Genomic DNA, 25,192 nt, shown 5'->3' on the forward strand with positions numbered 1-25,192 from the left:
TATGGAAATCAAAATCAGGCAAGGCATAGCATCTGATGCTGCGCAAACTACGCCGCTTATATTGAACGCGGCACAGTCATTGTTAACGTCTATCTTCGGACACAATAAAAATAAAACAGCCGATGGCTATCTTGCTCACGCTTGGGAGTTAGGCGGTGGCCAGTACGGTTTCAAGAACCACTGGGTGGCTAGTAAAGGCAGTGAAGTACTGGGTGTTGTCACTTCATGGCATAGTAAGCTAGGGGCTGCGTTCGATAGAGCGACGCTTGATAGTATCACGTCATATTTTACTCTTGACGAAGCCATGACGGTCCTAATGCGCAATCAAACGGTTGCTGTAAATCTTACCCCTCCCACAACGAGTGAGTTAATGATTGGGCACCTTTCTGTTGCCGAAAGCGCGAAGCGCAGCGGCGTAGGCTCTCGATTAATAGATACCATGCATGAAAGGGCGGACAAGCTGAAAAAGCGTAAGCTGGTGCTAGATGTTGAAGTGTCGAACATTCCGGCTATTCGCTTTTACCAGCATCATAACTTCCAAGAAGAGTCGATAAACAAAGGCTTTATACGATTTGCCAAGCCTGTATAGGTAAACGTTTTCTTATATAAGTGCGGGCTTTATAATACGCGCTCGCACCTAGTCTTACTTTCGCTAATAATTGCGCCCTAGTCAGGATAATTACCCTTTTCGTCTGCCACGAAAAAAGGTGTTGAGTACCAATAATAGCGCCCTGCTTGTGTTTTTGACGGCGCCGTACAGTTCACCCGTGAACGTCCCACCGGAAGTGTTTCACTCAAATTAAAAGAAAGCACGCTGCCTTCAACGCTTGTCTTTATGGTATCGCCACCAAAAAAACAGTTCACTTGGGCAAGGCGCACGTCGTCACTGTTTATCGTTAAGCTGATCGGTGATGATAGGTTTCGTGTTGTCATGCGAGGGTTTTCATGTGAACTGTGCGTTACCGGCATAGCAAGGCTATTTAACTTAGTTTTTAGTGTCGCTAGATTGGCATATGGGCCTGCCGCCGGAAAACGCGGAAGCGCCTGCATGTTACTCGTTGGGCCTACTGCTCCTGAGTGCTGACCGAACCCAATGTAACCTTCAGTTTTAAGCTTGTTAGCGAGTGCCGTATTGTACTCCCCAAACGGATACGCTAGATATTTAAGGCTACTATCCAATTTGTCTTCTATTTTCTTCTCAGCGCTCTCTACGTTTTGCCATACTTTGTCGAGCCATGCACGCTCGTCCATTTCTTGCTCACCGTTAAGCATATGCAAATGATCTAGGGTGTGATTGGCAAAAACGACACCGTCGTTGTGCATAGCAATAACCTGCTCCCATGTTAGTTGCTTCGGGCCTACGCCAATTTCATCAGGGTTTATGAAGATAGTATACGGAAAGCCCAAGTCAGCGAGTATGGGATGCGCATTTTCTAAAATATTTGCGTATCCATCGTCAAAGGTAATAGCGACCGCTTTCTCTGGCAGTGTAGTATTGTGTTGTATCGCTGAAACAACATCTTGCAGTGGCACAACTGTATGGTGAGCGTCTAAGTATTCCATGTGAGATTTGAAAGCCTCAAGTGAAATACTGGTACTGGCTGGCGTGGACGAAGAAACGTGGTGATAAAGTAAAATCGCGGCGTTAGGTACGGTACTTATACTAGGCTTGCTGCTCGTCCCTCCCTCATGCTGTATATTGGATTTAATAGATGAAACAGGATTTGCAGCGGTATATTCTTCAGCACCTGAAGCAAAGCTAGACTCGAAGAACAGCGCGCTGAAAACCCCCACTAACATCGAAGATAAGACGTTTAGATTAATGCGATTCTTCGCTTTATTTTGAATCAAGGTGTTGGTTTTCATATCATCATCCACTGAGTGCCCGATTAAATTCGATAGCATGGTAAACTTCCAAACAAGGCGACTTGGTCAGTCTTTTTTGTTTGGTCAAACAAGTACGCCTTTCACTTATGCTGTTGCATAGGTTGATAGTATATAGCGAAACCAACCCCTACTGAGATCATTTATGTCCCGTGCCCCAGTAACTCAGCGCTCATTTTTTGATGATCATACTCGTCTTTTGGCTTTAGCGCTTCCCATGATCCTAGCGAATATTACCACGCCACTTTTAGGGTTAGTGGATACCGCAGTATTGGGACATATGGCGCTACCTGCAATGCTTGCGGGGGCGTCGGTAGGCGCGCTTATCTTAACGCAAATATACTGGGTTTGCGGGTTTCTTCGCATGTCTTCGACAGGGCTTAGTGCACAGGCTAAGGGCTCGCCGAACAACACCTTTGAGTCAGCAAAAGTATTGTGGCAAACGGTTGCAGTAGCCGTACTATTGGGGGGAGCCGTGCTTGCTCTTCAATCTCCAATTCTTTCTTTAGGCTTAACGTTAACTCAACCCAACAGCGAAGTTGCCCTTCACCTTCAAAGTTATTTTTCAGCGCGAGTATGGGGCGCGCCGGCTGCCATGCTTAATCTTGCATTGGTGGGATGGTTGGTTGGCCAGCAAAAAACGCGCAGCGTTATGGCGATACAAATCGTGGGAAATTTGTTAAACGCCGCACTCGATGTGGTGTTTGTGTTCGGGTTTAACCTGTCGGTGGCTGGCGTTGCGCTGGCGAGTGTAATCGCTGAATATACTATGGCAATTATGGCGTTAGCAGTAGCGTTTAAGCAGGTTGGCGGTGTAACGGTAAGTGCGTCATGGTTCAACCGTGCAGCTCGAAAAGTACTGATGAAGCTAAACGGTGACATGCTGCTACGGAATTTAGCATTGCAAGGCTGCTTAGCGTTTCTTACCATTCAAGGTGCTCGCTATGGCGAAACGTCGGCGGCGGTTAATGCCATACTCATGCAGTTTTTTGTTTTAATTGCGCTGGGGCTTGATGGTATTGCCTATGGCGTTGAAGCGCTGGTGGGTGAAGCTAAAGGTGCTTCAAATAAAGCAGAGATTAAACGCCGTACCTATCAAGGACTGGCGTGGTCGAGTGCTTTTGCCCTCATCTACAGCCTGATATTTTACGCGGGGGGTGAAGCCATAATTCAGCTTCTTACCGAGCATGATGATATTGTAAAAGCAGCGTTACCTTACCTTGGTTTGATGGTTTTACTCCCATTGTTGGCGCACTGGTGCTTTTTGTATGATGGTGTCTTCGTTGGGCTTACCCGAGCCAGCGCAATGAGAAATACCATGATAATTAGTGCGTTAGGTGTATATTTCCCTGTGTGGTATCTCACGCAGCACCAGGGTAACGTCAGCCTGTGGTACGCTCTCCTTGCCTTCCTGCTATCCCGCGGTGTGACTCTGGCGTTAAGTTTTTACCGTTTAGACAAACGCGATGAGCTAACAACATCATAAAGCTGATAAGCGAAATAAAAAAATGTCGCAGCGCGTTAGTAAACGCGTTCTTTCAAATGAGGTAGGCAGTGTTAAATACGCCCCAAGCAATTGCCAATACTTCAATCGTTTGTAGGATTGAATTTTTTAAACGTTTCTCTTTTGCACCATGATAACGGCGTGAAGCTCTGGATGCTGATCAAATTCAACGTGACGAACAAAGCAGCCTTCATCTATCAATATTTCTAAGTATCGATGCAGTCCAAGCGAGGCGTAGTAGACTTTTGGCCCCATTACTTCGTTCGTGTATTGCCCGCTTTCATCTGTGCCTCCACAGCTTAAAAGCAAAACTCCTTCGTCGGCTAAATGCCTCACTAATTTTCTCAGTAATGGCTCTTGCTGCGTTAAGGGAATATGCCAAAAGCTATCCCAAGCACTAATAAACAGATAGGGTTTTGATAGTGTAAATGTACAAATATCATCATGATAAAAGGTATGGGTGGGTAAATGTGATGCTGCAATGAGCAGCATGTCTTTTGAAACATCAATGCCTTCGTAGGTTAGTCCTGTTTTTTCGATAATGGGAATAAAACGGTTGGTACAGCCGCAGCCTATATCTAGCGCGTAGACTTTTTTCTGTGCTTCATCTTCATTTATTCTTTCGCTTACCGCTTTATCGAACGTTCCCAATGAGGCGTCGGGTAAAAATGACAGCGCTTTTTTATAAGCACGCATGCCGCTTTCATGATTAAACTCGGGGCGAGTCCAAAGATGTGTAATAGTGTCGTAGGCCTTGCCAGTTTCTTCAGGTGTCATATGCCCTCTATAAGCTGCGCTTTTACAGGTTCAAGGGTAATTTATTTAGCAAAAATGTATAGTGCGAAGTGCGAAGTGCGTAGTGCGTAGTGTAGAGAAAAGAAAAGTAGAAGGCGAGACTCACCAAGGGAATAGATCTACCCAATAACCACGCCTATGCTTATTTACTTCATATAACCCGAATAGATCGCTACATGAGGTGAATAGCCTGCTGTAAGCTTCTTAAGCAGGCTCAGTAATCGTTACTTCTTTACGATATGCGTTGCGCAGAGTTTGTTGCCGGCCGGATCCCGTAAATAAGCAAGATAAAGTTGGCGCTCGCCGCTACCACGAATGCCAGGAGGATCTTCACATGGAATTCCTCCATTCTCGCTGCCCACTTTATGCCATTCATCCACCACTTCTGGTGAACGGGCTGCAAGGCCTAGCGTTGTGCCGTTACCATGCGTGGCTTCTTCACCATTAATCGGCTTTGTAAGCGCCAGAATACCTTTTGCCGTGTAGTAAAATACGCGTCCGTGTTCGTCATAAACGCCGGGCTCGTGGCCCAGTACGCCTAAAATGGCATCATAGAATTTCTTTGAAGCTTCAAGGTCGTTCGCACCTAACATAACGTGGCTAAACATAGTTGTGTCCTCTGAAAATGGTAGGGGCAAAACCCCTTTATCAAAATTAAGTTACACGCGATTTAGTCGGCTAACGCAAAATCTACCGCTGCTGAGGCATGGATAGCCGTCGTATCGTACAACCTAACATTGGTGTCTTTTTGTTGAACTAATAACGCGATTTCAGTACAGCCTAGAATAATACCTTCAGCACCCTTATCAGCAAGCGCGTTAATTACTTCAATATACGCGTTACGGGAGTCAACACAAATCACGCCCTTGCATAATTGTTCATAAATAATGTTATGAACCGTGTTTCTTTGCTGATCATCAGGAACGACAATTTGAATGCCAAAAAGCGTTTCAAGGCGAGAGGTATAAAAGTCTTGCTCCATGGTAAAGCGCGTACCTAGCAGCCCAACTTTTTTAACCTTGTTTTGCTTTAACACGCGCCCTGTGGCATCAGCAATATGAATAAGAGGAACAGAGATATTTTGCTCAATATCAGCTGCAACTTTGTGCATGGTATTGGTACAAATTAATATGGCCTTTGCACCCGCCGTTTCTAAATGCTTTGCCTCGCGAATTAGAATGTCAGCAGTTTTATCCCATTCTCCTTTATGCTGAAGCTGTTCTATTTGTGCAAAATCAACGCTGCTTATCACAAGCGGTGCACTATGCAGGCCGCCAAGTCGGGCATTTACGCCGCGGTTTATCGCTTGATAATAACTTACCGTAGATTCCCAACTCATACCGCCGAGTAGGCCAAGTTTCTTTATTGTCTTCACCACAGGCCACCTTCCATTTTTAGATACTTAGCACGATCTCTAATCTAACGTTAACATCCATTTTTGACTACTGGCGCGATAAGATAATTTGTGGGTTGAACAAACGTAGAGAACGTTATTTTAGAGGGGGGCTACACAAATTTAGCGTGATACGCGGCGCAAAAATTGACGTCGTTAATCGCCGTTTATCGCACGTATTTACGGGAGGCAGACAGGTAAAGCGAACGTGAAGTCAGAATTTGGGGGGCGGCTTCCTATTTTTCAAAGACGAAAAACGCGCTAGAAAAATGCCGATATAGCCAAACATGGCAATGACAAAACCACCAAATAGCACGGTCATACTGAGAACATATAGCGATGTGTGTATATGGCTTAATGTAAATAGCAGCAAGACGCCGACAACGAAAATAGTTAAGCCTATTTTGAATCGTTGCCAGCTTTTATGAATGTCTTGCGTCTGCATAGGTTAGAATACCTAGAGGGGCCTAGCTAAACTCTACTTAGTAGTATGAATGCTCGCCAGCTTGGTGTTCAGTTGCATCGCGCACGCCCTTGAGCTCGCCAGCAAACTGTTCAACCATTTGCTTTTCAATGCCTTCTTTAAGCGTTACGTCTACCATTGAACAGCCGTTACAGCCGCCACCAAATTGCAGTATGGCGTAACCATCTTCGGTTAGTTCAGTAAGCACAACGTTGCCTCCATGGCTTGCTAGCTGTGGATTGATTTCCGACTCAATCATATAGTTAATTCTTTCAATCAACGGTGCATCGTCTGCTACTTTACGCGCTTTTGCGTTAGGCGCTTTAAGCGTTAGCTGAGAGCCCATTTGATCGGTAACGTAGTCAATTTCTGCTTCATCTAGATACGGCGCGCTTTCTTCATCGACTACGGCATCAAATCCATTAAACGGCAAACGGGTGTCCGTCTCTTCAACAGCGTCTGGCGGGCAATAGGACACGCCACACTCTGCCGATGAAGTGCCTGGGTTTACGACGAATACACGAATATTCGTGCCAGACTCTTGTTTACTCAACAGTTTTACGAAGTGAGCCTGGGCTTCTTCTGATATAGTTATCATCAGCAAGTCCTACATATTTTGAAATTTGGATTATTGTATCAAATTTACCTGAGTAAAACAGTCAGGTATTAATTAAATAAATTATTCCAGTAAATCGAATTTGTTGGGAACGTTGCAAAGCGCAACGTGTTCTCAACCATAACAACAAGACGGGAAGCGCTATGTTAGCGAAATTGCAAAACTCCGCCAGAAACCACCCATTATCACTCGCTTCAATATTTGCCCTAGGTACTATTACATTCGGAGCAACTACCAGTCACCAAGCAGTGGCCCAGCCAGCGTTAGCATCAGCTGTTACTATTGCACCTGATGTAGGCGGTCGGCCGGTGACAGCATACTTACCTGATACCGTAACCTATAATCCGGCTATTCCAACGCCTGAATCTGTTCTTGGCGCTAACATTGGTGAATGGCATGTAAGACATGATCAAGTTGTGAATTACATGAAGCTACTTGCCGAAATCTCTGACCGCATCTCCATTGAAGAAACCGGTCGCACTCATGAAAATCGTCCGCTTTTGCTGATGACGATCACCGCGCCGTCAAATAGAAACAATATTGAAGCTATGAGACAGCAACACATTGATGCCATGGAAAGCGGTAAAAAAGTCGGTAGCGATGCTCCCCTGATATTTTACATGGGCTACAGTATCCACGGTAACGAGCCTTCTGGTACCAATGCTTCCCTAGCGCTGGCTTACTATTTAGCCGCCGCCGAAGGTGAAGAAATTGATGCCTTGTTAAGCAATAATATTGTGCTATTTGATCCGTCTTTCAACCCTGATGGACTTTCCCGTTTTGCTCAATGGGCTAACATGCACAAGGGTAAGCAGCTGGTTTCTGACAGTCGTCACCGTGAACATGATGAGGGGTGGCCTTCGGGCCGCACAAATCATTATTGGTTCGATTTGAATCGCGATTGGCTATTACTGGCGCACCCAGAATCCCAAGCGCGCATTAAACAGTTTCACAAGTGGCGCCCGCATGTACTGACCGATTTTCACGAAATGGGCACAGACAGCACCTATTTTTTTCAGCCTGGCGTACGCTCGCGTAAAAATCCGCTAACGCCGGACGAGAACGTCACCCTTACTGAGGCACTGGCGCAATATCATGCTGCTGCGTTCGATGAACAAGGCGAGCTATATTTCACCCAAGAAGCATTTGACGACTTCTATGCAGGAAAAGGGTCTACATATCCAGATTTACACGGCAGCATAGGTATTTTGTTTGAGCAAGCCAGTTCACGAGGTCACCTGCAGGACTCTATCAATGGCAAGCTGGCGTTTAAAGATACCATAGCGAACCAAATCACTACCTCGCTAAGCACTTTCAAAGGCGCACTTGCAAATAAGGCTGCAATTCTTGACTACCAATCGGGTTTTGTTAAGAGCACGCAGTCGTTAGCTAAGCAAGATGCACAAGCTGGGTTTGTTGTAAGTGCATCGAATGATACTGCTCGCTTTAATGCTTTTATCGCGCTACTAGAACAACATCACATTGAATATAAAGTATTAACAAAAAACTTTGAGGCAGACAAAGTTCGTTACGGTGCAGGAAAAGCGATATATATTCCTACTGGCCAGTCTCAATACCGCTTAGTTAAATCTATTTTTTCTACCCAAACGTCGTTCGAAAACAACACGTTTTACGATGTTTCAACGTGGAATTTAGCGCTCGCCTTCAATTTAGACTACGCGCCTTTAGACAAGAGCGATGTGCGAAGCCTTGAGTTAAGTGACGACACCGCATTAGCCCAAGCAGCACCTAATGATATTCATCCTGACGCTTATGCTTACGCATTCTCTTGGCAGCATTATTATGCCCCAGCCATGCTGCAAACCTTATTGGAAGCAGGTGTAAAAGTGCGAAGCAGTGAAGAAGCGTTCTCTGCCATTAAATATGACGGGAAAAACGTTGAGCTTCAGCCAGGCAGTATTGTTGTACCGAAAGGCTTGGGTCAGCCTGAAAACTTAGCGTCCATTTTGCGTGAAGCGCAACTGCAACTTCAGGTACCTGTGTTTAGTTTACGCAGTGGGTTAACTCCCACAGGAAATGACTTAGGCAGCCGAAGCATGGCACCAGTGGCGTTGCCGCAAGTGTTGATCGTAGGCGGTGACGGTACCAGCGAATACGAAGCCGGTGAAATGTGGCATTACTTCGACACAAAGGTAGGCCTAGCGCCTAGTATCGTTGAGCAACAACACCTGACAAGGGCGCTCAGTGATCCAAGCGCAACTTACACTCATCTACTATTTCCAAGCGGTAGCTATCGTTTTACGGAGAGCGAGAGAGCACAAATTGAAGAGTGGGTGAAAGCGGGTGGCGTGATTGTCGGTCAGAAATCCGCGCTGCGCTATTTTGCTCAGCATAAATGGTTAGATGTAGAAGTAGTTAGCCGAGAAAGTATTGATAACGCTTTCGATGAAAGCGAATTAAGTTACAAAGACGGCGCATCGTTATACGCCAGAAAGCTCGTGGCAGGTGCAGTATTTGAAGCGAACATCGATAATTCTCATCCACTGTTTTACGGGTATGACGATGACACGTTGCCCATGTTTAAAACTAACAATATGATAATAGAAGCGAGTAGTTCACCTTTTGTGACGCCAGCGCGTTACACCGACGAGCCTTTGATAGCTGGGTTTAGTGATAATGCAATGGTAGTGCTAATGGCGGAATCAACCGCTGTAACTACACAAAAAATGGGGCGTGGTGTGGTCATTGGCTTTACCGACAATACGCAGTTTAGAGGGTATTGGTACGGTACCAACAAGATGCTGGCCAATGCGATTTATCAGTCGCACTTTATTCGCTAAAGCCGTTTTAAGAGCGCGGTGAATGCCGCGCTTTTGAAACTAGGTCTCGCCATTGCGTTTTCCAAGGCCGACACCCTGTTAACCTCAGGCTGTCTGATAGAGGCTGCTTTTAGGGGGCGGAGTAAACGCCGCTACCCATACTTGAATGCTTATATTGGGGTAGCGCTGCTTAAGCCTTTTGCTCAGGGTATTTACGGTCACGCCGGTGGTAAGAACATCATCAACTATCGCGACGGTGAACCCGCCTCCATCTGCTTTACTTTCCACTGCTGCTATCTGTTCATCAATACACCGTTTCGTTAAGGTAAATGCACGGTTTGCGTTTTCCGCTCTGGCTGCTTTGGATAAATGGTGCTGCACGCTAAAGCCTTTTCGTCTAGCCCATGTTTGATTAACCGGTATGTTTAGCTCACGACTTGTGCTTTCACAAAGTAGGGTCGCCTGATTATAGTGTCGCGTTGCAAGACGCCATGCACTAATTGGCACCGGAAGCAGTAAATCGGGCACTGATAACGTGCACTGTCGCTTTTTATGGACAAACCAGTTACTTAATACTTTTCCTGCTGTAAGGGAATGCGTAAACTTCAACTGGTGAACCAGCGATGACATGGGCCAAGTATGAAGCCCTAATACACTCAACGCATCATAGTGGCTATGCTTGACGTGGCCTGCTACCGGTCCGTATTGGAGTAGATTACTTCCATGCAAAGTGGCATCGAAAAAAAACATGTCATCTTCACACCAGTGACATACTGGCGTAGGACTTGCCTGATAACATAGTAAACATGAAAGGTTCATAATGTTGATTCCATCAACTTCCTTGAATTGTCGAACGTTGACCTATTTTCATCATTTCGTGTTGCCTCAAAAACACGTCACTGCCTAAGGAGGTGTAAATGGAAATGTTGCATACAAACGGCGAGCTTGTCACCCGTACTCAAGGTACAGGCGTAGATGTGGTATTTCTTCATGGATGGGGGATGAACAGCGGGGCGTTCACATCTTTCATTCCTTACCTTAGCGATAATTTTCGCGTTACTACCATTGATCTTCCCGGGTTTGGAGAAAACGCTGAGATTATTCCTTCACCTTATAACGTTGAAACCCTTGCTCAATCTATAGTTGATTCATTGCCCGACCAATGTGTATTAGTTGGGTGGTCGTTAGGCGGTTTGGTAGCACAGAAATTAGCGCTTTTGGTCCCAGAAAAACTTACTGGGCTGGTGACCATTGCTTCAACACCTCGTTTTATTGCGGGGCCCTGTTGGCCGGGTATAGCTGCCGATTTACTTACTATGTTCGAGTCCCAGCTTGAAAAGAATTACCAAAAGACACTGGAGCGTTTTTTAGCAATTCAAGCCATGGGGAGTGAAACGGCCAAGCAAGATATTAAAGCAATTAGAGAGCAGGTTACCCAATTCCCAGACCCTGCTGAAGAAGCGCTCAAGAAAGGCTTACGTATATTGTCGACTGAAGACATGCGTCAAGAAGTCGGGCGGATAACCACACCAACTTTACGACTGTATGGCCGATTAGATAGTCTTGTACCAACTAGTGGTATCGATAGAATTTGCGAGCTACACCCTCAGGCTGATACGGTTGTTTTGCCTCATGCGTCGCATGCTCCGTTTATTTCCCACCCTCAGCAAACTGCCGACATTCTTTTTCGTTTCGCCGCCGGTGTTTATCAGCGAAAAGCGTCTTAACCTTTTCTTTTAATAAAGCTTCAATCCAATGTTTACCTTTGGTTTGAAGCTTTTTATCAGCATCCCCCGTCATTAAAAATCGACTGCTTACAAGTAGTTACTGCCGGGAAGTAATACACGACTTTTCATTTACGCAAAATTGGTCAATAATTGCACATGAGAGGTTAGGGGTAGTGTATGACAGGCATTGATGGTGTAGGCTCTGCGTTTGCAGCCGCCCAATATGGTTTACAAAGTGCAAGCGATGGCATTTCGCAAGCGGCATCGAATATTGCTCAGCGTACCGCTGAGGATGCGGTTGTGCCCGCTCAACCTATCGCAGCTAACACTGACATAAATAACGCGACACCTAATTCAACATCTTCCACCTCACGTTTAACTGACGATTTAATTGCGCTTAATGTAAGCGAGCGCAATGCACAGGCTTCCGCCAAAGTGCTCGGTGTTGCCGACGAGATGCTCGGCACTATTATTGACGTGCTGGCGTAGGCGGAGAAGTCGCAGTGAACATCGTCACACCAATTCTAAACGCCATTGCATACCCTACTGCAAATATAAATACAGAATCTGCGCGCAGAGATAACGTGCAGCGGGAAACTATTCCCCAAACCTCAGATTCACAACAGGGTGCCTCTCAGAAAGGCTTAGGGTCTGAAACCGATAAGGCTAAAGCCCCGGGGCAGCCGCCAGCACCAGTTACTTATGAACGTCCTCAGGTACAAACTGAGCTTCAAGCTGCTTTTCAAAACGTGTTTGGTCAAGAAAAAGACAACGCGCAGGATGAGAGTGCAGGCAAACAGGACGCGCAAGATAAGCAACAAGAGCAGCAAGAAAAACAAGACGCCGCTGAGATTGAACAGTTAAAAGCCCGGGATCAGGAAGTAAGAGTTCACGAGCAAGCGCATGCGGCAACAGGGGGGCAATACGCTGGTGCACCTCAGTATGAGTACACTACGGGCCCTGATAATAGGCGTTACGTCACCGATGGTCAGGTATCCATCGATGTTTCAAAAGAAAAAACACCTGAAGAAACGCTGAAAAAAATGGAACAAGTGCGCGCAGCCGCGCTCGCGCCAGCGGAACCATCCTCACAAGATTTAAAGGTAGCTGCTGAAGCCTCTCAGAAGGCCACCGAAGCTCGAAGCGAAATTGCAAAAGGTCAGGCTGAAGGTTTTTCTACCGAGCAGATTTCAGTAGAAGGTGTTTCTACTGAGAGTGCTAATAACGTTTCGGGCAATGGAACGATCGCACAGCCAGAAGCGAGCCCAGGTGCCGTTGGTGACGCGGTGCTAGAGGCCCAGTCTAGGTTCTCAGACACTACAACTTCACAGGGGCTTGGGGCCAACGAATCTGATTTTATGCAGGCGCGAATTGGCCGAATTCAAAGCGCTTATTTACAAGCCTATACGCCATCAAGAGAAGGCTTATCGCTTCAAGCGTAAAGGCCTGTAATGTTTTTAGCTGGCTTTAATAGTCAAGTATCGCCTTTGTAAAGGGGTACTTAGGTGAATCGCCCGTAATGTCTGAAAGCACCGAGTTCATGGTGTCTACATCGCTGTCGAACCCGCCATGAGATGTTGCAGCCGTAGCATCGCCTTCTTTCCCTTCGCTATATTTAAACGTCACGTTATCAATTGGCTGATTAAAAACGGCCATACCTAACAGCGGCATCTCCGGTTTAGATTCAAATGCGTTTGAGACTAAATAAAGCAGCGATTTTTGGTAAATGCGCGCCACGTGATCATCCTTTTCCAACGCTTCAGATAAATTGTAAATTGTGGTCGACTCAATACTTTTTCCCTCTATAAGAGCAGAGAGCTTTTCACTAAATAAGGGAGTGCTAATGGCGGGTGCCAGTAAATGAAGGCTTTTAACTTTTATATTTTCATCAATTTTAAACAGCCTTGATAGGCTGTGCGCATGAAAGATAGAGCCAGCTGAATGACCCACAACGTGTAGCTGAATATCCGGGTTATCTCTCAAATAGGCGGCTAACTGCGTGAGAAAGTATGTACCATCTGACGTGGTACGGGTAAAAGGCGTGCACGCATCCGATTTCATTTCACGCCACAATGCGCCGCCTACTTTACGTGTTGCCCATTCCAGAATTCTGTCTGTATAGTCGGTGAAGGCGCCTACTTTATTGCTAATCTCTTTATTTTTGAAACCTAAAATATCCTTTAACTCTTCTAGCATGCCAGTGTCATACATGAAGTGAATAGGGAAAACATCGTTTTTTAGAAACGTATCTTTCATTGCGGCGATGCGCTTAGCCGAGGCTTTTATGCTATTTAAGCCGCCGTGAGCATACAGCATCACATGGCGATGGTTACTATCAGATAGTTTCTCAATAACGGTATCTACGTGGTTTTTGTTGCTCCAATATTTGCTTCTTGTATCAAAGTGCCCGTCGTCGAAATGAACAAAGTGATCTTGAATACTCACGCGCGGCGTCGAACGGCTGAATAGCCCTTGTGCAATAGAGCGTGTCGCTTGATGGTAGGTACCGGTACCTGAGATAGGCAGCGCAAGCTGGACGACCCAGGCATCCATAACATTTAATGCCCAGTCATCGTAGCGCCAGAGGGCCAGCCCTGATTTTTTCCAATCCGTACCCCACGAGTTTTGGATCCAAAAGCCTTCGTCGTTGTAGCCGACAATGGCGAACGCATGGCCCCCTATGGGTTCAGGTCTTAAGTTTATTTTGTCCCCTTCACTGTCTTTCCAGCCTTCGTGGATTCTGGCAGACACAAAGATAACGCCCACTTCGTTAAGTGCTGCATGAAAATCACTAATTTCCCGTTCAATACGGTAGTAGGCCCCTAGTCTGTGATTGCTAGCGTTATTAGCAATGGCAAGGGTCATTTCGAATTCATTACTATGCTCTATATCTTGTGTTAGTGAGTAGTTACATACGCCACTGTTGTACCAGCCTTTAATTGCTCCTCGGCAACTCGAACCCTCGTAGGCTTCGCCCAACCATTCATCGTGACGCTTGGCCATAGCATAAAGCATCCACGGGCTGACAGTTTGTTTTCGGCCCTGCTGACGATAAATGAAGTTAATGGTTGCCGCCAACGCAAAGCCCGTACAGGCACCATCTTTACCTTGGTCCAAAATGACCAGGTTACCAGGTGGGTCGATAAAAGGCTTAAGTGGAGTGAGGTTTGGTTGGTAATAACGGTCCCGAAGGTCGGGGTAGTCGGCGCTGACATTCAACATGTCTTTTGAAACAGGTAAATTCATAACATCATCCTTTGATTAGGGCCGATGACCCTTTGGTGTACGATTAGATAAAAATTCGTACACCAAAGGTCAATGGCTCCAGTTCACTTTAGTCGTCCGAAAGTGCTGCCTTGAAAAAGATTGGGGTCAAAAGAGCGACATTACGTTCGTTAAACGTTACGAAATTTCATAAACATCAACTGACTCGCTAAACAAGAACAACAAACAAACTTTCGTTTCGGTATGACCAATACCTTTTCACTGTTTCGGTTTTTAATTTGGCACTCTTCATTTTGAAATGAGCTACTCCTCAGAACTAATGTAGCAAAAACGAGCCGTCAAATGGAAGTGTGAAAAAAAGGGCCTGTCTAATTGACAGGCCCTTTATAAGATAGGATAAGCAATCGATAAACTGCTAACGTTTATTTTTTCGCTTTAGCAAACGCATCGGCAAAAGCATTACCCATGGCGCTGTTCTGTGGCTGGCTATTGCGGTTGCCGCCACCTTGATTTGAACGTGGGTTGGCGTTGGAACGGCTAGACGCTTTGTGCTGCGCTTTGCCTGCACCTTGGTTATTAGCCCCTTTACCTGAACCTGATTTGCCTCCAGCATTGTGGCCTTGCGATGGCGTATCGTCTAAACGCATAGTGAAGGATATACGCTTGCGCGGTACATCTACTTCAAGCACCTTTACTTTAACGATATCGCCCGCTTTAACCACCTCGCGAGGGTCTGAGATAAACTTGTTAGTCAGTGCGGAAATATGCACGAGTCCATCTTGATGCACGCCCACGTCAACAAATGCACCAAAGTTAGCCACATTGCTGACCACACCTTCTAAGATCATACCCGGCTTGAGGTCGTTTATGGTTTCAACGCCTTCTTTAAACGCGGCAGTTTTAAACTCTGGGCGAGGATCACGCCCTGGTTTATCCAGCTCTTTTAGAATGTCTTTCACGGTGGGTAAACCGAATGCATCGTTGGTAAAGGTTTCTGGCGACAGGCTTTTCAGTAACTCTGTGTTGCCGATGATGTCGTTTACCGCAACAGCTGTGGTATCTACAATTCTATCTACTACTGGGTATGCTTCAGGGTGAACTGCCGAGGCATCAAGTGGGTTTGAGCCGTTTACAATGCGAAGGAAGCCTGCCGCTTGCTCAAAAGCTTTTGGACCCAAGCGCTCTACTTTCAATAGTGCTTTGCGGTCTGGGAACGCACCGTTGGTATCTCTGAAATTAACAATATTGTGGGCTAATGTCTTGTTAAGGCCTGACACATAGCTTAACAGTGCTGGCGATGCGGTATTTAAATCAACACCCACCGCGTTCACACAGTCTTCGATAACACGGTCAAGGGATTTGCCCAACTGACTTTGGCTAACATCGTGCTGATATTGACCTACACCGATGGCTTTAGGCTCAATCTTAACCAGCTCTGCAAGCGGGTCTTGCAGACGTCGCGCAATTGAAACGGCCCCACGAATGGACACGTCTAGATCAGGCAATTCTTTTGAAGCAAGCTCAGAAGCAGAATATACCGATGCGCCCGCTTCGCTAACCATAATTTTCTGTGCGGTCAACTCGCTGTTGTTTTTAAGCATTTCGCCAACCAGTTTGTCGGTTTCGCGAGAGCCTGTACCGTTGCCAATGCTGATTAAATCGACTTTGTACTGCTTACACAATGTGGTAAGCGTACGAATAGACTTATCCCACTGATTTTGTGGCGCGTGTGGGAATATGGTATTGGTTGCGACTACCTTACCTGTGCTGTCTACCACAGCCACTTTAACGCCGGTTCTCAAACCCGGATCGAGACCCATAGTGGTTTTTGCACCTGCAGGCGCTGCCATTAGCAGGTCGTTCAGATTTTTGGCAAACACTTCAATAGCTTCTTCTTCAGCGCGCTCTCTAAGTGCGCTGAATAGTTCTGTTTCCATGTGTAAACCAATCTTTATTTTCCAGGTCCACTGTACTACCTGAGCGAGGAAGTCGTCTGCACCACGACCGCGGTGCATAATATCGTAGTGGCTCGCAATAATGTGTTCGCAGTGCGACGGGCCTTTTTCTTCTGACTGGGGGTCGGCATCCAACTGAATGTGAAGCATACCTTCATTACGGCCCCTGAACATGGCAAGAGCGCGGTGAGAAGGTACCGTTTTATATTTCTCACTGTGCTCGAAGTAGTCTTTATATTTCGCAGCTTCCTGTTCTTTACCTGGTGCAACCGTACTTTTCACATGTGCGTTTTCGATAAGATAATGACGTACTTTTGCTAGCAGTGAGGCGTCTTCTGCAAACCGTTCCATTAGGATGTAGCGAGCGCCTTCCAGTGCTGCTTTGGTATCTGCGATACCACCGTCAGCATTTACGTATTCACTTGCTGCACTTTCAGCATCAGTGTTTGGGTCGTTAAATAACGCATCTGCAAGAGGCTCTAGACCGGCTTCTATCGCTATTTGACCTTTTGTGCGTCGACGAGGCTTGTAAGGTAAGTACAAATCTTCAAGCGTCGTTTTACTGTCTGCACTGCCAATACTTTTTTTCAGCTCATCGGTGAGCTTGCCTTGTTCTTCAATCGATTTAAGAATGACGTCGCGGCGCTCTTCCAACTCACGTAAATAGGTTAAGCGTTGTTCGAGCGTACGAAGCTGCGTGTCATCAAGACCTTGAGTCACTTCTTTTCTGTAGCGAGCAATAAACGGTACGGTAGCCCCTTCATCAAGAAGTTTTACGGCGGCGGTTACTTGCGAAGGTTGAACGCTAAGTTCATCTGCAATTTTATTGATAATCATAAGTCGCTCTAAGATACTAAAAATTCGCGCAAGGCGCTGGCGAATAAACGGTGTGTGAAAGGCTTATATACACAGCGTCGGTAGTGAAAATAGGAGCGGTGAGTATATCACCGCCGTGTATGGGAAGTCGTCTGATCATTGATGTTTAAAGGGTAAACAAGTGGCGTTTGTCATTGGTTAGAGTTTGTCTGTTGCATCGTACCAAATTCGATTGATCCACCATTCTTTTACTCCCGCTTCTGTTTTAACAGTAAACTCATCGTCTTCTTCTTTTCCAAGAAGCGCGCGGGCCATAGGAGAATCGATAGAAATGTAGTCTTTGCGGCCAAATATTTCATCATAACCGACTAACCGAAGCTCCATTACTTTTCCTGCCTCATTCTCAATTTCAACCCACGCACCAAAGAAAACTTTCCCTTCTTGCTGCGGATCGTAGTCCACAACTTTAAGGTTTTCCAAGCATTTGCGAAGGTAGCGAACGCGGCGGTCAATTTCACGCAGTTTCTTTTTGTTGTACTGGTAATCGGCATTCTCGCTTCTGTCCCCGAGGCTTGCAGCCCACGTCACTTTGCGAGTAATTTCTGGCCTTTCTTCACGCCACAAGAAGTCTAATTCTTGTTTAAGCTTTAAGTAGCCCTTTCGAGTGATAAGCGGTGTTTTCACAATGTTCTTTACGTATCCCTGCTAGTTACCCCTACTTTATGTGGGTAATGCGGTAAAACGCAATCTTTGGCTGTCGGAAAAAGTGACAAAATGGGTAGTTTGAATAATTATTGAACATAAACCTTTTCACGAATGTCACAGTATAAATAAATGTCAAACCTGTAGGGGAAGCGAATGCGCAATGAGACACCTGTGTTGTACCGCCGAAGGTCGGGAAAAGAACCTCTTCAAATTAGCGGTACTATCATTGGTTTTATGCTGTTTTTAAGCGGCGCGCTGTTGTTGCTGTATGCGTTACTCGATATTGTTGTTCGTTTAAACAGCTTGAGAACCGTGTTATACCTAATTCTGGGCTGTACTATGTATAAAGTGGGGCAGTCTTTGTTAAACCACTTTGCCACATTTAAAGTGCACACCGAAAGGCGGCGTGCTCCTCAGCGTTAAAACCTTTAGTTGTAAGCTGTGATTTTTAAGTCGAATTTGTTACAAGAAAATTGCAGTTTGGCCGTGAATAAATGGCATTTTAGACTAAACTTACTGGTGTAATTCGAGGCACCAAGCATATTGAATAACCCACTTTACTATTTGGGTACGCGCGTGGTGAAAATCCACTGGCTCGTAGGGAAAAGGTAAGCAAGGATCACGCTGACTCACTAAAACAAAAAAGCCGACGCTATGCGTCGGCTTTCTCTTTTCTAAAGCGGTTGCTTATTCCGCTGGTGCTTCTGCTTCAGGTTTAACTACTTCTAATAGCTCAACATCAAAGATTAGCGTTGAGTTAGGAGTGATAGCGCCAGTAGAGCGCTGACCGTAGGCAAGTTCAGATGGAATGTGGAAGCGATATTTCGCGCCTTCTTTCATCAACTGCACGCCTTCGGTCCAACCAGCTATAACACGGTTAAGTGGGAATTCAGCAGGTTCGCCACGCTTGTATGAAGAGTCGAACTCTGTACCGTCGAGCAAAGTACCACGGTAGTGAACTTTTACCATGTCTGTCGCTTCTGGGCTTGCGCCTTCGCCTTCTTCAAGTACTTCGTACTGAAGACCAGACTCTGTAGTCACTACGCCTTCCTTCTTACCGTTTTCTTCTAGGTAAGCTAGGCCTGCTTCAATGTTTTTCTCAGCGGCTTGCGCAGCCATTTCTTGCTGCTTAGCTCGAAGTACTTCTTCGCCTTGTTGAGCGATTTGCTGAATTTGCTCTGGCGTAAACTTAAGGGTGTCGTTAAGGCCGTCTTTAAAGCCTTGTTGCAGCGCATCTTGGTCTAATGTTAAACCTAGCTGTTCTTGCTGCTCCGCACGGTTGCTAACAAATAAACCCATGCTTGCGCCCATTGCATAGGCTTGCTTTTGTGTATCTGTCATTTCTTCTGCTGAAACAGCAGTGGTTTTTGCACTATCAGCGCTAGTAGAAGCGGCCTCATCAGATGTATTTGGCTGGCAAGCGAAAAGGCCTAGCGCAGCGATAGTAGATAAGGCAACGAGCGACTTCTGCATAAAAACGTCTCCATTAATTATTATCATCATGCGTCTATGTCTATACTGCTGCATCTAAGGCAGTGTGCACGATAGTTAAAGATGCGTGATCCATGCTATGTTAAACCTAGCGTTTACAAAGCGAAACCCATTTGATTATGTTTAGGCCTCAAATGTTCCAGAGAATAGTGTTACTCATCGTACTTATTGGCAATTCCATGGGATGTTCTGTCCCTGATACTACGCCAATACAGCAGTGGCGTCATGTAGAAGAAGGTGCTTATGCTGCCGATATTTCTACGGACGGCACCTTGGCCGTGGTTTCCGGAGTAAATAACGGCGTCAATGTATGGCGAATAGGACAAAGCGAACCCTTGTTTCATTGGAGTCATCAAGGGGAAGGCAATAACTTAGTTATGTCGGTTCACATAAGCGCAGATAAACGGTATGTCGTTACTGCCGATAGAGAGGCTTTTGCCCTATGGAGCCTAGAGACAGGAGAGCCCGAAGGCTTCTGGCGTATCGATGAAGCGTCTATTCGAGATGTTGCTGTGACTAACAATGGCAACGGGATATTAGTAGCCCGTTCAAATGGTAAGGTTATGTATTTCGAACCTCGCACTTCCCGACGCCTAGAATTCTTTGGGCATCAAGAAAAAGTCAATTCAATCGATATTTCTCCTAATGGAAAGTACGCCCTTACTGGCGGCAATGACTATATTGCATACTTATGGAATACCGACACGGGCCAGATAATTCATACGTTTACTCACCCAACCCGCGTCACTAAAGTAGCGCTAGATGATGAAGGGCGGTACGCGTTTACCGCAGACAGTCAAAGTAAATCCCAAGTATGGGACGTACAAACAGGGCAGCCAGTGACGGCCCTTAAATTTGCTTCTCGGCAAAAAATATTTACAGACGTTGAATTTTCAAAAGACGGTCGTTACCTACTTACTGGCTCTCCCGCGAGAAAAGTCTATTTGTGGGATTTGAAAAGTGGAGAGCAAATTCAGTCAATCCAAGTTGCCTCTAGAGAGTCTATTTCGCCACCTACCGCAGTTGTGTATGGCGTCGCCTTCCTCCCCAATGATAATATAGTGTCTATTAGCAGTAGTGGTCTCGCCGAAGAATGGCAGCGAGAGAGATAGAGAATATTCATGACAGACAAAAGTGCTGAACAGTTACAGCAGCAAATTGACAGTGCCAATGGGTACATTGAAGAGCTGCAAACCAAACTTGCGTTTCAAGAGCATACAATAGAAGCGTTAAACGATGCATTGTCCTCGCAACAAAAGCAGCTAGATGAATTAACCTTTAAAGTACGTCATGTGATTGACCGTATTAGATCCATAGAACCTTCTAATATTGCCAAACAGTCGGAAGAAACACCGCCTCCGCACTATTGATAAAGGGGTAATGTATTCAATGCATTAAAGACGCAGGGGCTAGTCTATCTCGTTATGACTTAGGCTAACTCTTCATTTTGGCCATTTACTATTGTGCATTACACTGCGTCTATCATTTACAAGGCTCCGCTTAAGGAGTTGTTTTCACAAATTTTAAAGAGTTAGTTATGAGCGATTTTGATATGGATGCATTTGACAGCATCGACTTTGATTCATTAGAACAGTCAGTAGCCGAAAAGCAGGCTGAAAAAGAGAAAAAAGAAAGCCAAGAGATTGAAAGCATGCGCGATGGTGCAAATGATTGCGGTGATAGCTGCACCATATGACTGTTTGATTTACATCATCCAGCCTATTCCCTTAGGGCTGGGTGTCGCGAGAACACCGCTTTTGCTACCCCTCAGCGGTGTTGTCTACCTTTTCTAATCGCTCAAGCTCTATACTTTCTTCCACATTTCCCTGAAACGCTTTTACAAACGCGTTTTTCAAGATGGCAGTAAACGCTGCCCAGGTCTCTGTGTCTGGGCTAGATAAATCCCCTTCGATAGGAATACGGGTAGCGACCTGATCTTCACTTTGATTTTCAAAAAGCTCGGTGACAAACGCTGATAGGGCTTCGATACTGCCTTCAATTAAACCGTCGCCATCACGCTCAATATCGCCTTTCCAAGAAAACACTTCCACATTGTGTAATATAGGTTTGATATAGCCTTTAACCTTGCCCTCGTTGGAAGCAACTTCTGCCGCTAGGGTAAGAGTACCTGCTTCTAAATCGAAGGGCGCATACGTATCGAGAAGGTTTTTAAAATTAACTAAGCCCACGTTATCTGCTTGTATATCGATATCAAAAGTAGGGGCTTTGGTGGCCGGGTTAAGTTTAGCATCAAGTGAAATAGTGCCCTGTTCGGCGGTTTGACCGGTTGCTTTAGCGGTAGCAACTCGCGTATCGGATAGATTATCGCTGTTTACCAAGTTATTTATTTCAAGCTGAATATCGTGAAGAGCGATATCAATAACAGGCGACGTATCAGGATTATAAAAAGCAATTTTTCCGTCGTTAATAGCCAGCTTGTCTATTCGTAGTGGGAAAAGTTGGTCGGCGATAGACAGCCAATTTTCATCTTTTCCTGATTGACTGGATTCACTGGTGTTGCCATCTACAAAATTGATCTCGGGCCCATTGACGACGACCCGGCCGACTGCTGCTCCTTTCATAAGCTGTGACCAAGAAAGTGTAAATTCCACATAGTCTGCTTTAAATAAGGGCCTTTCAACTTCGCCGTTTGCTTTGTAAAGCAACACATATTTTAAACTGTAAGCACCGCGCCACAGCATAAGGTCAACATCACCAACACGCCCGTCGTACTTGTCTGACTGACTTAGCGTCGTGTTGATATAATTGGCTGCGGCGTAAGGTAGATATAAACGAACGGCGATAAGTGCCAGTAATAACCCCGCTAAACTATATCCAATACGTTTTTTTACCTGCTTCATAATTCACTCCTTGTGACCTGTGGATACAAAAAGTATACCCAAAGTGCCGATGGTGAATGAGAAGTAGCAAAAGCCCTATTGGCGTGCCATTAAGGAAATAATAACGCTACTGCGGCGCGTTGATAGCGCACGCAAGAAGGTTTAAGAGGTAAGATTTACCGAATAACAGGTAAGAACGCTAGTGAGGTTTAAAGACACCTATCACATTTTCGTTTGAGCGAGTTGCAGCACTCACTTTCTCGTCGGTTTGGGCTTCGTTGTAGCCGCACGCTACGCACTCTAACTTTTCAACATTATTTTCATAATAAAGTGAAATAGTGTCTTGCTCTTGGCATTTTGGGCAGGTTGCTCCAGCAACAAAGCGGCGTTTTACACGATTTGACATACATACACCTTTAAGAAATTTCGTCGTTATTATACCGTGAAATACTATGCGTTGATCAGCTTTTACCTTAAGTTTTTGATATTATACGCGCCCTAGTTTGTTCCATCACAGGTTACTCATGATTAAGCTTTCTAACGTATCGTTACTGCGCGGTCGTAAAATGCTGCTAGAAGACGCGTCTGCGCAGGTTTTTCCGGGCCATAAAGTGGCGCTTATTGGCAGTAATGGTTGCGGGAAATCCACCCTTTTTGCGCTATTACGCAATGAGTTAAGCGTAGATGCGGGTGATTGCAGCGTGCCGAGTGACTGGCGTATTGTGAGTGTGGCACAGGAAACACCGGCTACCAACAGAACTGCGATAGACTATGTTGTTGATGGCGACAAACATTTACGTTCATTACAGGCTAACCTAGAGGCCGCTGAAAAAAGCGGTGATGGCGTTCAAATTGGCCAAATACACGGTCAATTAGAGCAAGCTGGCGCGTACGATGTTGAATCCCGAGCGGCGACGATTTTGTCAGGCCTGGGATTTACCAATACCCAGTTGAGTGCGCCTGTGACAGACTTTTCCGGCGGGTGGAGAATGCGCTTAAATCTAGCGCAGGCACTACTTTGCCCGTCAGACCTTCTGCTGCTGGATGAACCAACAAACCACTTAGATTTAGACGCCGTTATATGGTTAGAGAAGTGGTTACAACGCTATGCTGGCACTCTCCTGTTGATATCTCACGACAAAGCTTTCATTGATAACACCGTTGCTCAAATTATAAGTGTAGAGCAGCAAAAATTGATTACTTATACGGGTAACTACTCAGCCTATGAGACCCAGCGTGCAGAGCGTATTCGCTTGCAGAACCTAGAGTATGAAAAGCAGCAGCAAAAAGTAGCACACTTGAATTCGTTTATTACGCGATTTAAAGCGAAGGCGAGTAAAGCAAAGCAGGCGCAAAGTCGTATTAAGCAGTTAGAAAAAATGGAAACTTTATTGCCTGCGCATATGGCTAGCCCCTTTAGCTTCTCTTTCGCCCCACCTACTGCGTTGCCCAATCCGCTCGTGCAAATGGAAAAGATTCAGCTGGGGTATGATGATCATATCGTACTGCAGCAAGTGAAATTAAACTTAGTGCCAGGCAGCCGGATTGGGCTTCTAGGGCGCAATGGACAAGGTAAATCGACGCTTATTAAACTACTTGCTGGTGTACACTCGCCTAAGCAAGGTATTTTCAATACTGCTAAGGGTCTAAAAATTGGTTACTTTGCACAGCATCAATTAGAAACATTGGATGCGAATGCTACGCCGCTTTTGCATTTGCAGCGTATTGATGAAAAAGCAACAGAGCAACAATTACGCGACTATTTGGGCGGCTTTGGGTTTAATGGTGATGAAGCGTTAGCCCCTGTAGCACCCATGTCGGGCGGTGAAAAAGCGCGTCTTGTGCTGGCATTAATTGTTTATCAAAAGCCAAATTTGCTGTTGCTGGATGAGCCTACAAACCATTTAGACCTGGAAATGCGCCATGCACTTAATATCGCCCTTCAGGGTTTTGAGGGTGCCATGGTACTGGTATCGCATGACCGCTTCTTGCTTTCATCGGTGTGTGAAGATTTCTACTTGGTAGATAGCGGCGAAGTAGAGCCCTTTACAGGTGATTTAGATGATTATCGAGACTGGATTTTAAAGCAGCAAGCAGCAGAAAAAGCCAAAGCTAACAGCGAAGCGAAAAGTGCAAACAGCGATGATAAAAAAGCAGCGCAGCAAGAAAACGGCGTACAAAATAAGCCGGAACGTAAAGTAGACCGTAAGGAAGAAAAACGTCGTGAAGCCGAGTTTAGGCAAAGTGTCGCGCCGCTTAAAAAAGCCATTGAGAAACACGAAAAAGCGATGGAAAAATACAGTGCAGCACTTGCGGAAGTCGAACAGTCTTTAAGCGATACATCCCTTTACAGCGATGATAAAAAAGCGGAGCTTTTAGCCTTGCTCGACAAACAAACTCAACTCAAGCAGCAGCTTGAAGAGGAAGAGATGGCTTGGTTAGATGCCCAAGAACAAATTGAGCTAAAGCGAGAAGAGTATGACAATGCAATCGCTTAATCTCGAACCAGGTGTGTTTTGGGACTACAGCGTGTCCCGCTACACCAAGGGAGATATGGCGCCACTTGCAATCTTACTGCAAGACAATCACAACGTTAATGTAAACGTATTACTGCTAGTAGGCTGGTGTCTTGAGAACAACTTCATTATAAACTTGCCTCAACTTAAGGCAGTAATAGAGGCCTCAAGTTCCGTTGAAGAAAAACTTAAGGTTCATAGAGCTAAACGCAAAGCGGCTCACCCTGACAAGGGGGCAGACCCGGCCGTTTACGCTGCGCTGAAAGCTGAAGAGCTTGAGCTTGAGCGCCAGCAGCAGCGCGATATCGTAGCTGCTTTTAATGAACAATCAGTGGCTCATCTAGGGCAAGCCCAGTTGACAACAGGATCGGTATTTAACGCGTCTGTGGCCGCGTTTATCAATGCATATGGTCTTCGCGATAATGCTGAAGCCCGTCGTCTTGTCAGCCTTGTGATTAAAGAATTATCGTAAAAGAATAAGA

At 45.7% G+C, this 25,192-nt stretch carries 24 protein-coding genes; 12 read left to right on the plus strand and 12 right to left on the minus strand.

All coding sequences use genetic code 11. The features are described from left to right. Position 1: 1 nt before the first annotated feature. Complete coding sequence (locus C6Y39_RS17215; RefSeq protein ID WP_105932456.1) at positions 2 to 589, plus strand: GNAT family N-acetyltransferase; 588 nt, start codon at positions 2 to 4, stop codon at positions 587 to 589. A gap of 77 nt (positions 590 to 666) precedes the next feature. On the opposite strand, the gene C6Y39_RS17220 is transcribed toward C6Y39_RS17215, so the two are convergent. Next, entirely contained in the window at positions 667 to 1,905 is a 1,239-nt protein-coding gene (locus C6Y39_RS17220; RefSeq protein ID WP_105932457.1) for a polysaccharide deacetylase family protein, read from the minus strand. A 124-nt stretch (positions 1,906 to 2,029) separates the two neighbouring features. Here C6Y39_RS17220 and C6Y39_RS17225 point away from each other — a divergent pair, with 124 nt between their 5' ends. Further along, positions 2,030 to 3,370: an MATE family efflux transporter gene (locus C6Y39_RS17225; RefSeq protein WP_105932458.1), complete on the plus strand. Its 1,341-nt coding sequence runs from the start codon at positions 2,030 to 2,032 to the stop codon at positions 3,368 to 3,370. A gap of 126 nt (positions 3,371 to 3,496) precedes the next feature. Here C6Y39_RS17225 and C6Y39_RS17230 read toward each other — a convergent pair whose 3' ends face one another. From C6Y39_RS17230 to nfuA, 4 genes are all read right to left on the minus strand, one after another. Further along, positions 3,497 to 4,165: a class I SAM-dependent methyltransferase gene (locus tag C6Y39_RS17230; protein WP_105932459.1), complete on the minus strand. Its 669-nt coding sequence runs from the start codon at positions 4,163 to 4,165 to the stop codon at positions 3,497 to 3,499. Between the two features lie 242 nt (positions 4,166 to 4,407). After that, a complete protein-coding gene (locus C6Y39_RS17235) occupies positions 4,408 to 4,791 on the minus strand; it encodes a VOC family protein (RefSeq protein WP_105932460.1) in 384 nt (127 codons plus the stop codon). A gap of 62 nt (positions 4,792 to 4,853) precedes the next feature. Further along, complete coding sequence (locus C6Y39_RS17240; RefSeq protein WP_105932708.1) at positions 4,854 to 5,558, minus strand: aspartate/glutamate racemase family protein; 705 nt, start codon at positions 5,556 to 5,558, stop codon at positions 4,854 to 4,856. A 500-nt stretch (positions 5,559 to 6,058) separates the two neighbouring features. Continuing rightward, entirely contained in the window at positions 6,059 to 6,637 is a 579-nt protein-coding gene (gene nfuA, locus C6Y39_RS17250; RefSeq protein ID WP_105932462.1) for a Fe-S biogenesis protein NfuA, read from the minus strand. A gap of 161 nt (positions 6,638 to 6,798) precedes the next feature. Here nfuA and C6Y39_RS17255 point away from each other — a divergent pair, with 161 nt between their 5' ends. Next, positions 6,799 to 9,456: a M14 family zinc carboxypeptidase gene (locus tag C6Y39_RS17255; RefSeq protein ID WP_105932463.1), complete on the plus strand. Its 2,658-nt coding sequence runs from the start codon at positions 6,799 to 6,801 to the stop codon at positions 9,454 to 9,456. Positions 9,457 to 9,540: 84 nt separating this feature from the next. Here C6Y39_RS17255 and C6Y39_RS17260 read toward each other — a convergent pair whose 3' ends face one another. Continuing rightward, positions 9,541 to 10,254 (minus strand): ComF family protein, encoded by a 714-nt coding sequence (locus C6Y39_RS17260; protein ID WP_105932464.1) that lies wholly within the window; start codon positions 10,252 to 10,254, stop codon positions 9,541 to 9,543. A gap of 98 nt (positions 10,255 to 10,352) precedes the next feature. Between C6Y39_RS17260 and bioH the strand changes: the two genes are divergently transcribed. The 3 genes from bioH (at position 10,353) to C6Y39_RS17275 (ending at position 12,604) form a co-directional block, all read left to right on the plus strand. Next, positions 10,353 to 11,162 carry a pimeloyl-ACP methyl ester esterase BioH gene (gene bioH, locus C6Y39_RS17265; protein ID WP_105932465.1) on the plus strand — a complete coding sequence of 270 codons (810 nt, stop codon included), beginning with the start codon at positions 10,353 to 10,355 and terminating at the stop codon, positions 11,160 to 11,162. Between the two features lie 177 nt (positions 11,163 to 11,339). After that, positions 11,340 to 11,651 (plus strand): hypothetical protein, encoded by a 312-nt coding sequence (locus tag C6Y39_RS17270; RefSeq protein ID WP_105932466.1) that lies wholly within the window; start codon positions 11,340 to 11,342, stop codon positions 11,649 to 11,651. Positions 11,652 to 11,665: 14 nt separating this feature from the next. After that, on the plus strand, positions 11,666 to 12,604 hold the full coding sequence (locus tag C6Y39_RS17275) for a putative metalloprotease CJM1_0395 family protein (RefSeq protein WP_105932467.1): 939 nt from the start codon (positions 11,666 to 11,668) through the stop codon (positions 12,602 to 12,604). 25 nt (positions 12,605 to 12,629) lie between these two features. On the opposite strand, the gene C6Y39_RS17280 is transcribed toward C6Y39_RS17275, so the two are convergent. The 3 genes from C6Y39_RS17280 to greB form a co-directional block, all read right to left on the minus strand. Next, positions 12,630 to 14,408, minus strand: a complete 1,779-nt coding sequence (locus tag C6Y39_RS17280; RefSeq protein ID WP_105932468.1) for a C1 family peptidase — start codon at positions 14,406 to 14,408, stop codon at positions 12,630 to 12,632. 401 nt (positions 14,409 to 14,809) lie between these two features. After that, on the minus strand, positions 14,810 to 17,179 hold the full coding sequence (locus C6Y39_RS17285) for a Tex family protein (protein WP_105932469.1): 2,370 nt from the start codon (positions 17,177 to 17,179) through the stop codon (positions 14,810 to 14,812). Positions 17,180 to 17,356: 177 nt separating this feature from the next. Then, positions 17,357 to 17,842: a transcription elongation factor GreB gene (gene greB / locus C6Y39_RS17290; protein WP_105932470.1), complete on the minus strand. Its 486-nt coding sequence runs from the start codon at positions 17,840 to 17,842 to the stop codon at positions 17,357 to 17,359. Between the two features lie 174 nt (positions 17,843 to 18,016). Here greB and C6Y39_RS17295 point away from each other — a divergent pair, with 174 nt between their 5' ends. Next, positions 18,017 to 18,286 carry a hypothetical protein gene (locus tag C6Y39_RS17295; protein ID WP_183043327.1) on the plus strand — a complete coding sequence of 90 codons (270 nt, stop codon included), beginning with the start codon at positions 18,017 to 18,019 and terminating at the stop codon, positions 18,284 to 18,286. Positions 18,287 to 18,550: 264 nt separating this feature from the next. On the opposite strand, the gene fkpA is transcribed toward C6Y39_RS17295, so the two are convergent. Then, on the minus strand, positions 18,551 to 19,336 hold the full coding sequence (gene fkpA / locus C6Y39_RS17300) for an FKBP-type peptidyl-prolyl cis-trans isomerase (protein WP_105932710.1): 786 nt from the start codon (positions 19,334 to 19,336) through the stop codon (positions 18,551 to 18,553). A gap of 197 nt (positions 19,337 to 19,533) precedes the next feature. Here fkpA and C6Y39_RS17305 point away from each other — a divergent pair, with 197 nt between their 5' ends. The 3 genes from C6Y39_RS17305 (at position 19,534) to C6Y39_RS18825 (ending at position 21,050) form a co-directional block, all read left to right on the plus strand. After that, complete coding sequence (locus C6Y39_RS17305) at positions 19,534 to 20,466, plus strand: WD40 repeat domain-containing protein (RefSeq protein ID WP_105932711.1); 933 nt, start codon at positions 19,534 to 19,536, stop codon at positions 20,464 to 20,466. 9 nt (positions 20,467 to 20,475) lie between these two features. Continuing rightward, the gene (locus tag C6Y39_RS17310; protein ID WP_105932471.1) at positions 20,476 to 20,724 is read left to right on the plus strand and encodes a SlyX family protein; all 249 of its coding nucleotides are present in this window, start codon (positions 20,476 to 20,478) and stop codon (positions 20,722 to 20,724) included. A 167-nt stretch (positions 20,725 to 20,891) separates the two neighbouring features. After that, on the plus strand, positions 20,892 to 21,050 hold the full coding sequence (locus C6Y39_RS18825; protein ID WP_167390680.1) for a hypothetical protein: 159 nt from the start codon (positions 20,892 to 20,894) through the stop codon (positions 21,048 to 21,050). Between the two features lie 64 nt (positions 21,051 to 21,114). Here the strand turns inward: C6Y39_RS18825 and C6Y39_RS17315 are convergent, their stop codons facing one another. After that, on the minus strand, positions 21,115 to 22,215 hold the full coding sequence (locus C6Y39_RS17315) for a DUF748 domain-containing protein (protein WP_105932472.1): 1,101 nt from the start codon (positions 22,213 to 22,215) through the stop codon (positions 21,115 to 21,117). A 178-nt stretch (positions 22,216 to 22,393) separates the two neighbouring features. Beyond that, positions 22,394 to 22,600, minus strand: coding sequence for a YheV family putative zinc ribbon protein (locus C6Y39_RS17320; RefSeq protein ID WP_105932473.1), 207 nt, complete (start codon positions 22,598 to 22,600; stop codon positions 22,394 to 22,396). A gap of 118 nt (positions 22,601 to 22,718) precedes the next feature. Between C6Y39_RS17320 and C6Y39_RS17325 the strand changes: the two genes are divergently transcribed. Both C6Y39_RS17325 and C6Y39_RS17330 read left to right on the plus strand, forming a co-directional pair. Beyond that, positions 22,719 to 24,692: an ATP-binding cassette domain-containing protein gene (locus tag C6Y39_RS17325; protein ID WP_105932474.1), complete on the plus strand. Its 1,974-nt coding sequence runs from the start codon at positions 22,719 to 22,721 to the stop codon at positions 24,690 to 24,692. Next, the gene (locus C6Y39_RS17330; RefSeq protein ID WP_105932712.1) at positions 24,679 to 25,182 is read left to right on the plus strand and encodes a TIGR02444 family protein; all 504 of its coding nucleotides are present in this window, start codon (positions 24,679 to 24,681) and stop codon (positions 25,180 to 25,182) included. The genes C6Y39_RS17325 and C6Y39_RS17330 overlap by 14 nt, the downstream gene beginning before the upstream one ends. Positions 25,183 to 25,192: the final 10 nt, after the last annotated feature.

The organism is Alteromonas gracilis (genome assembly GCF_002993325.1).
Taxonomy (GTDB): domain Bacteria; phylum Pseudomonadota; class Gammaproteobacteria; order Enterobacterales; family Alteromonadaceae; genus Alteromonas; species Alteromonas gracilis.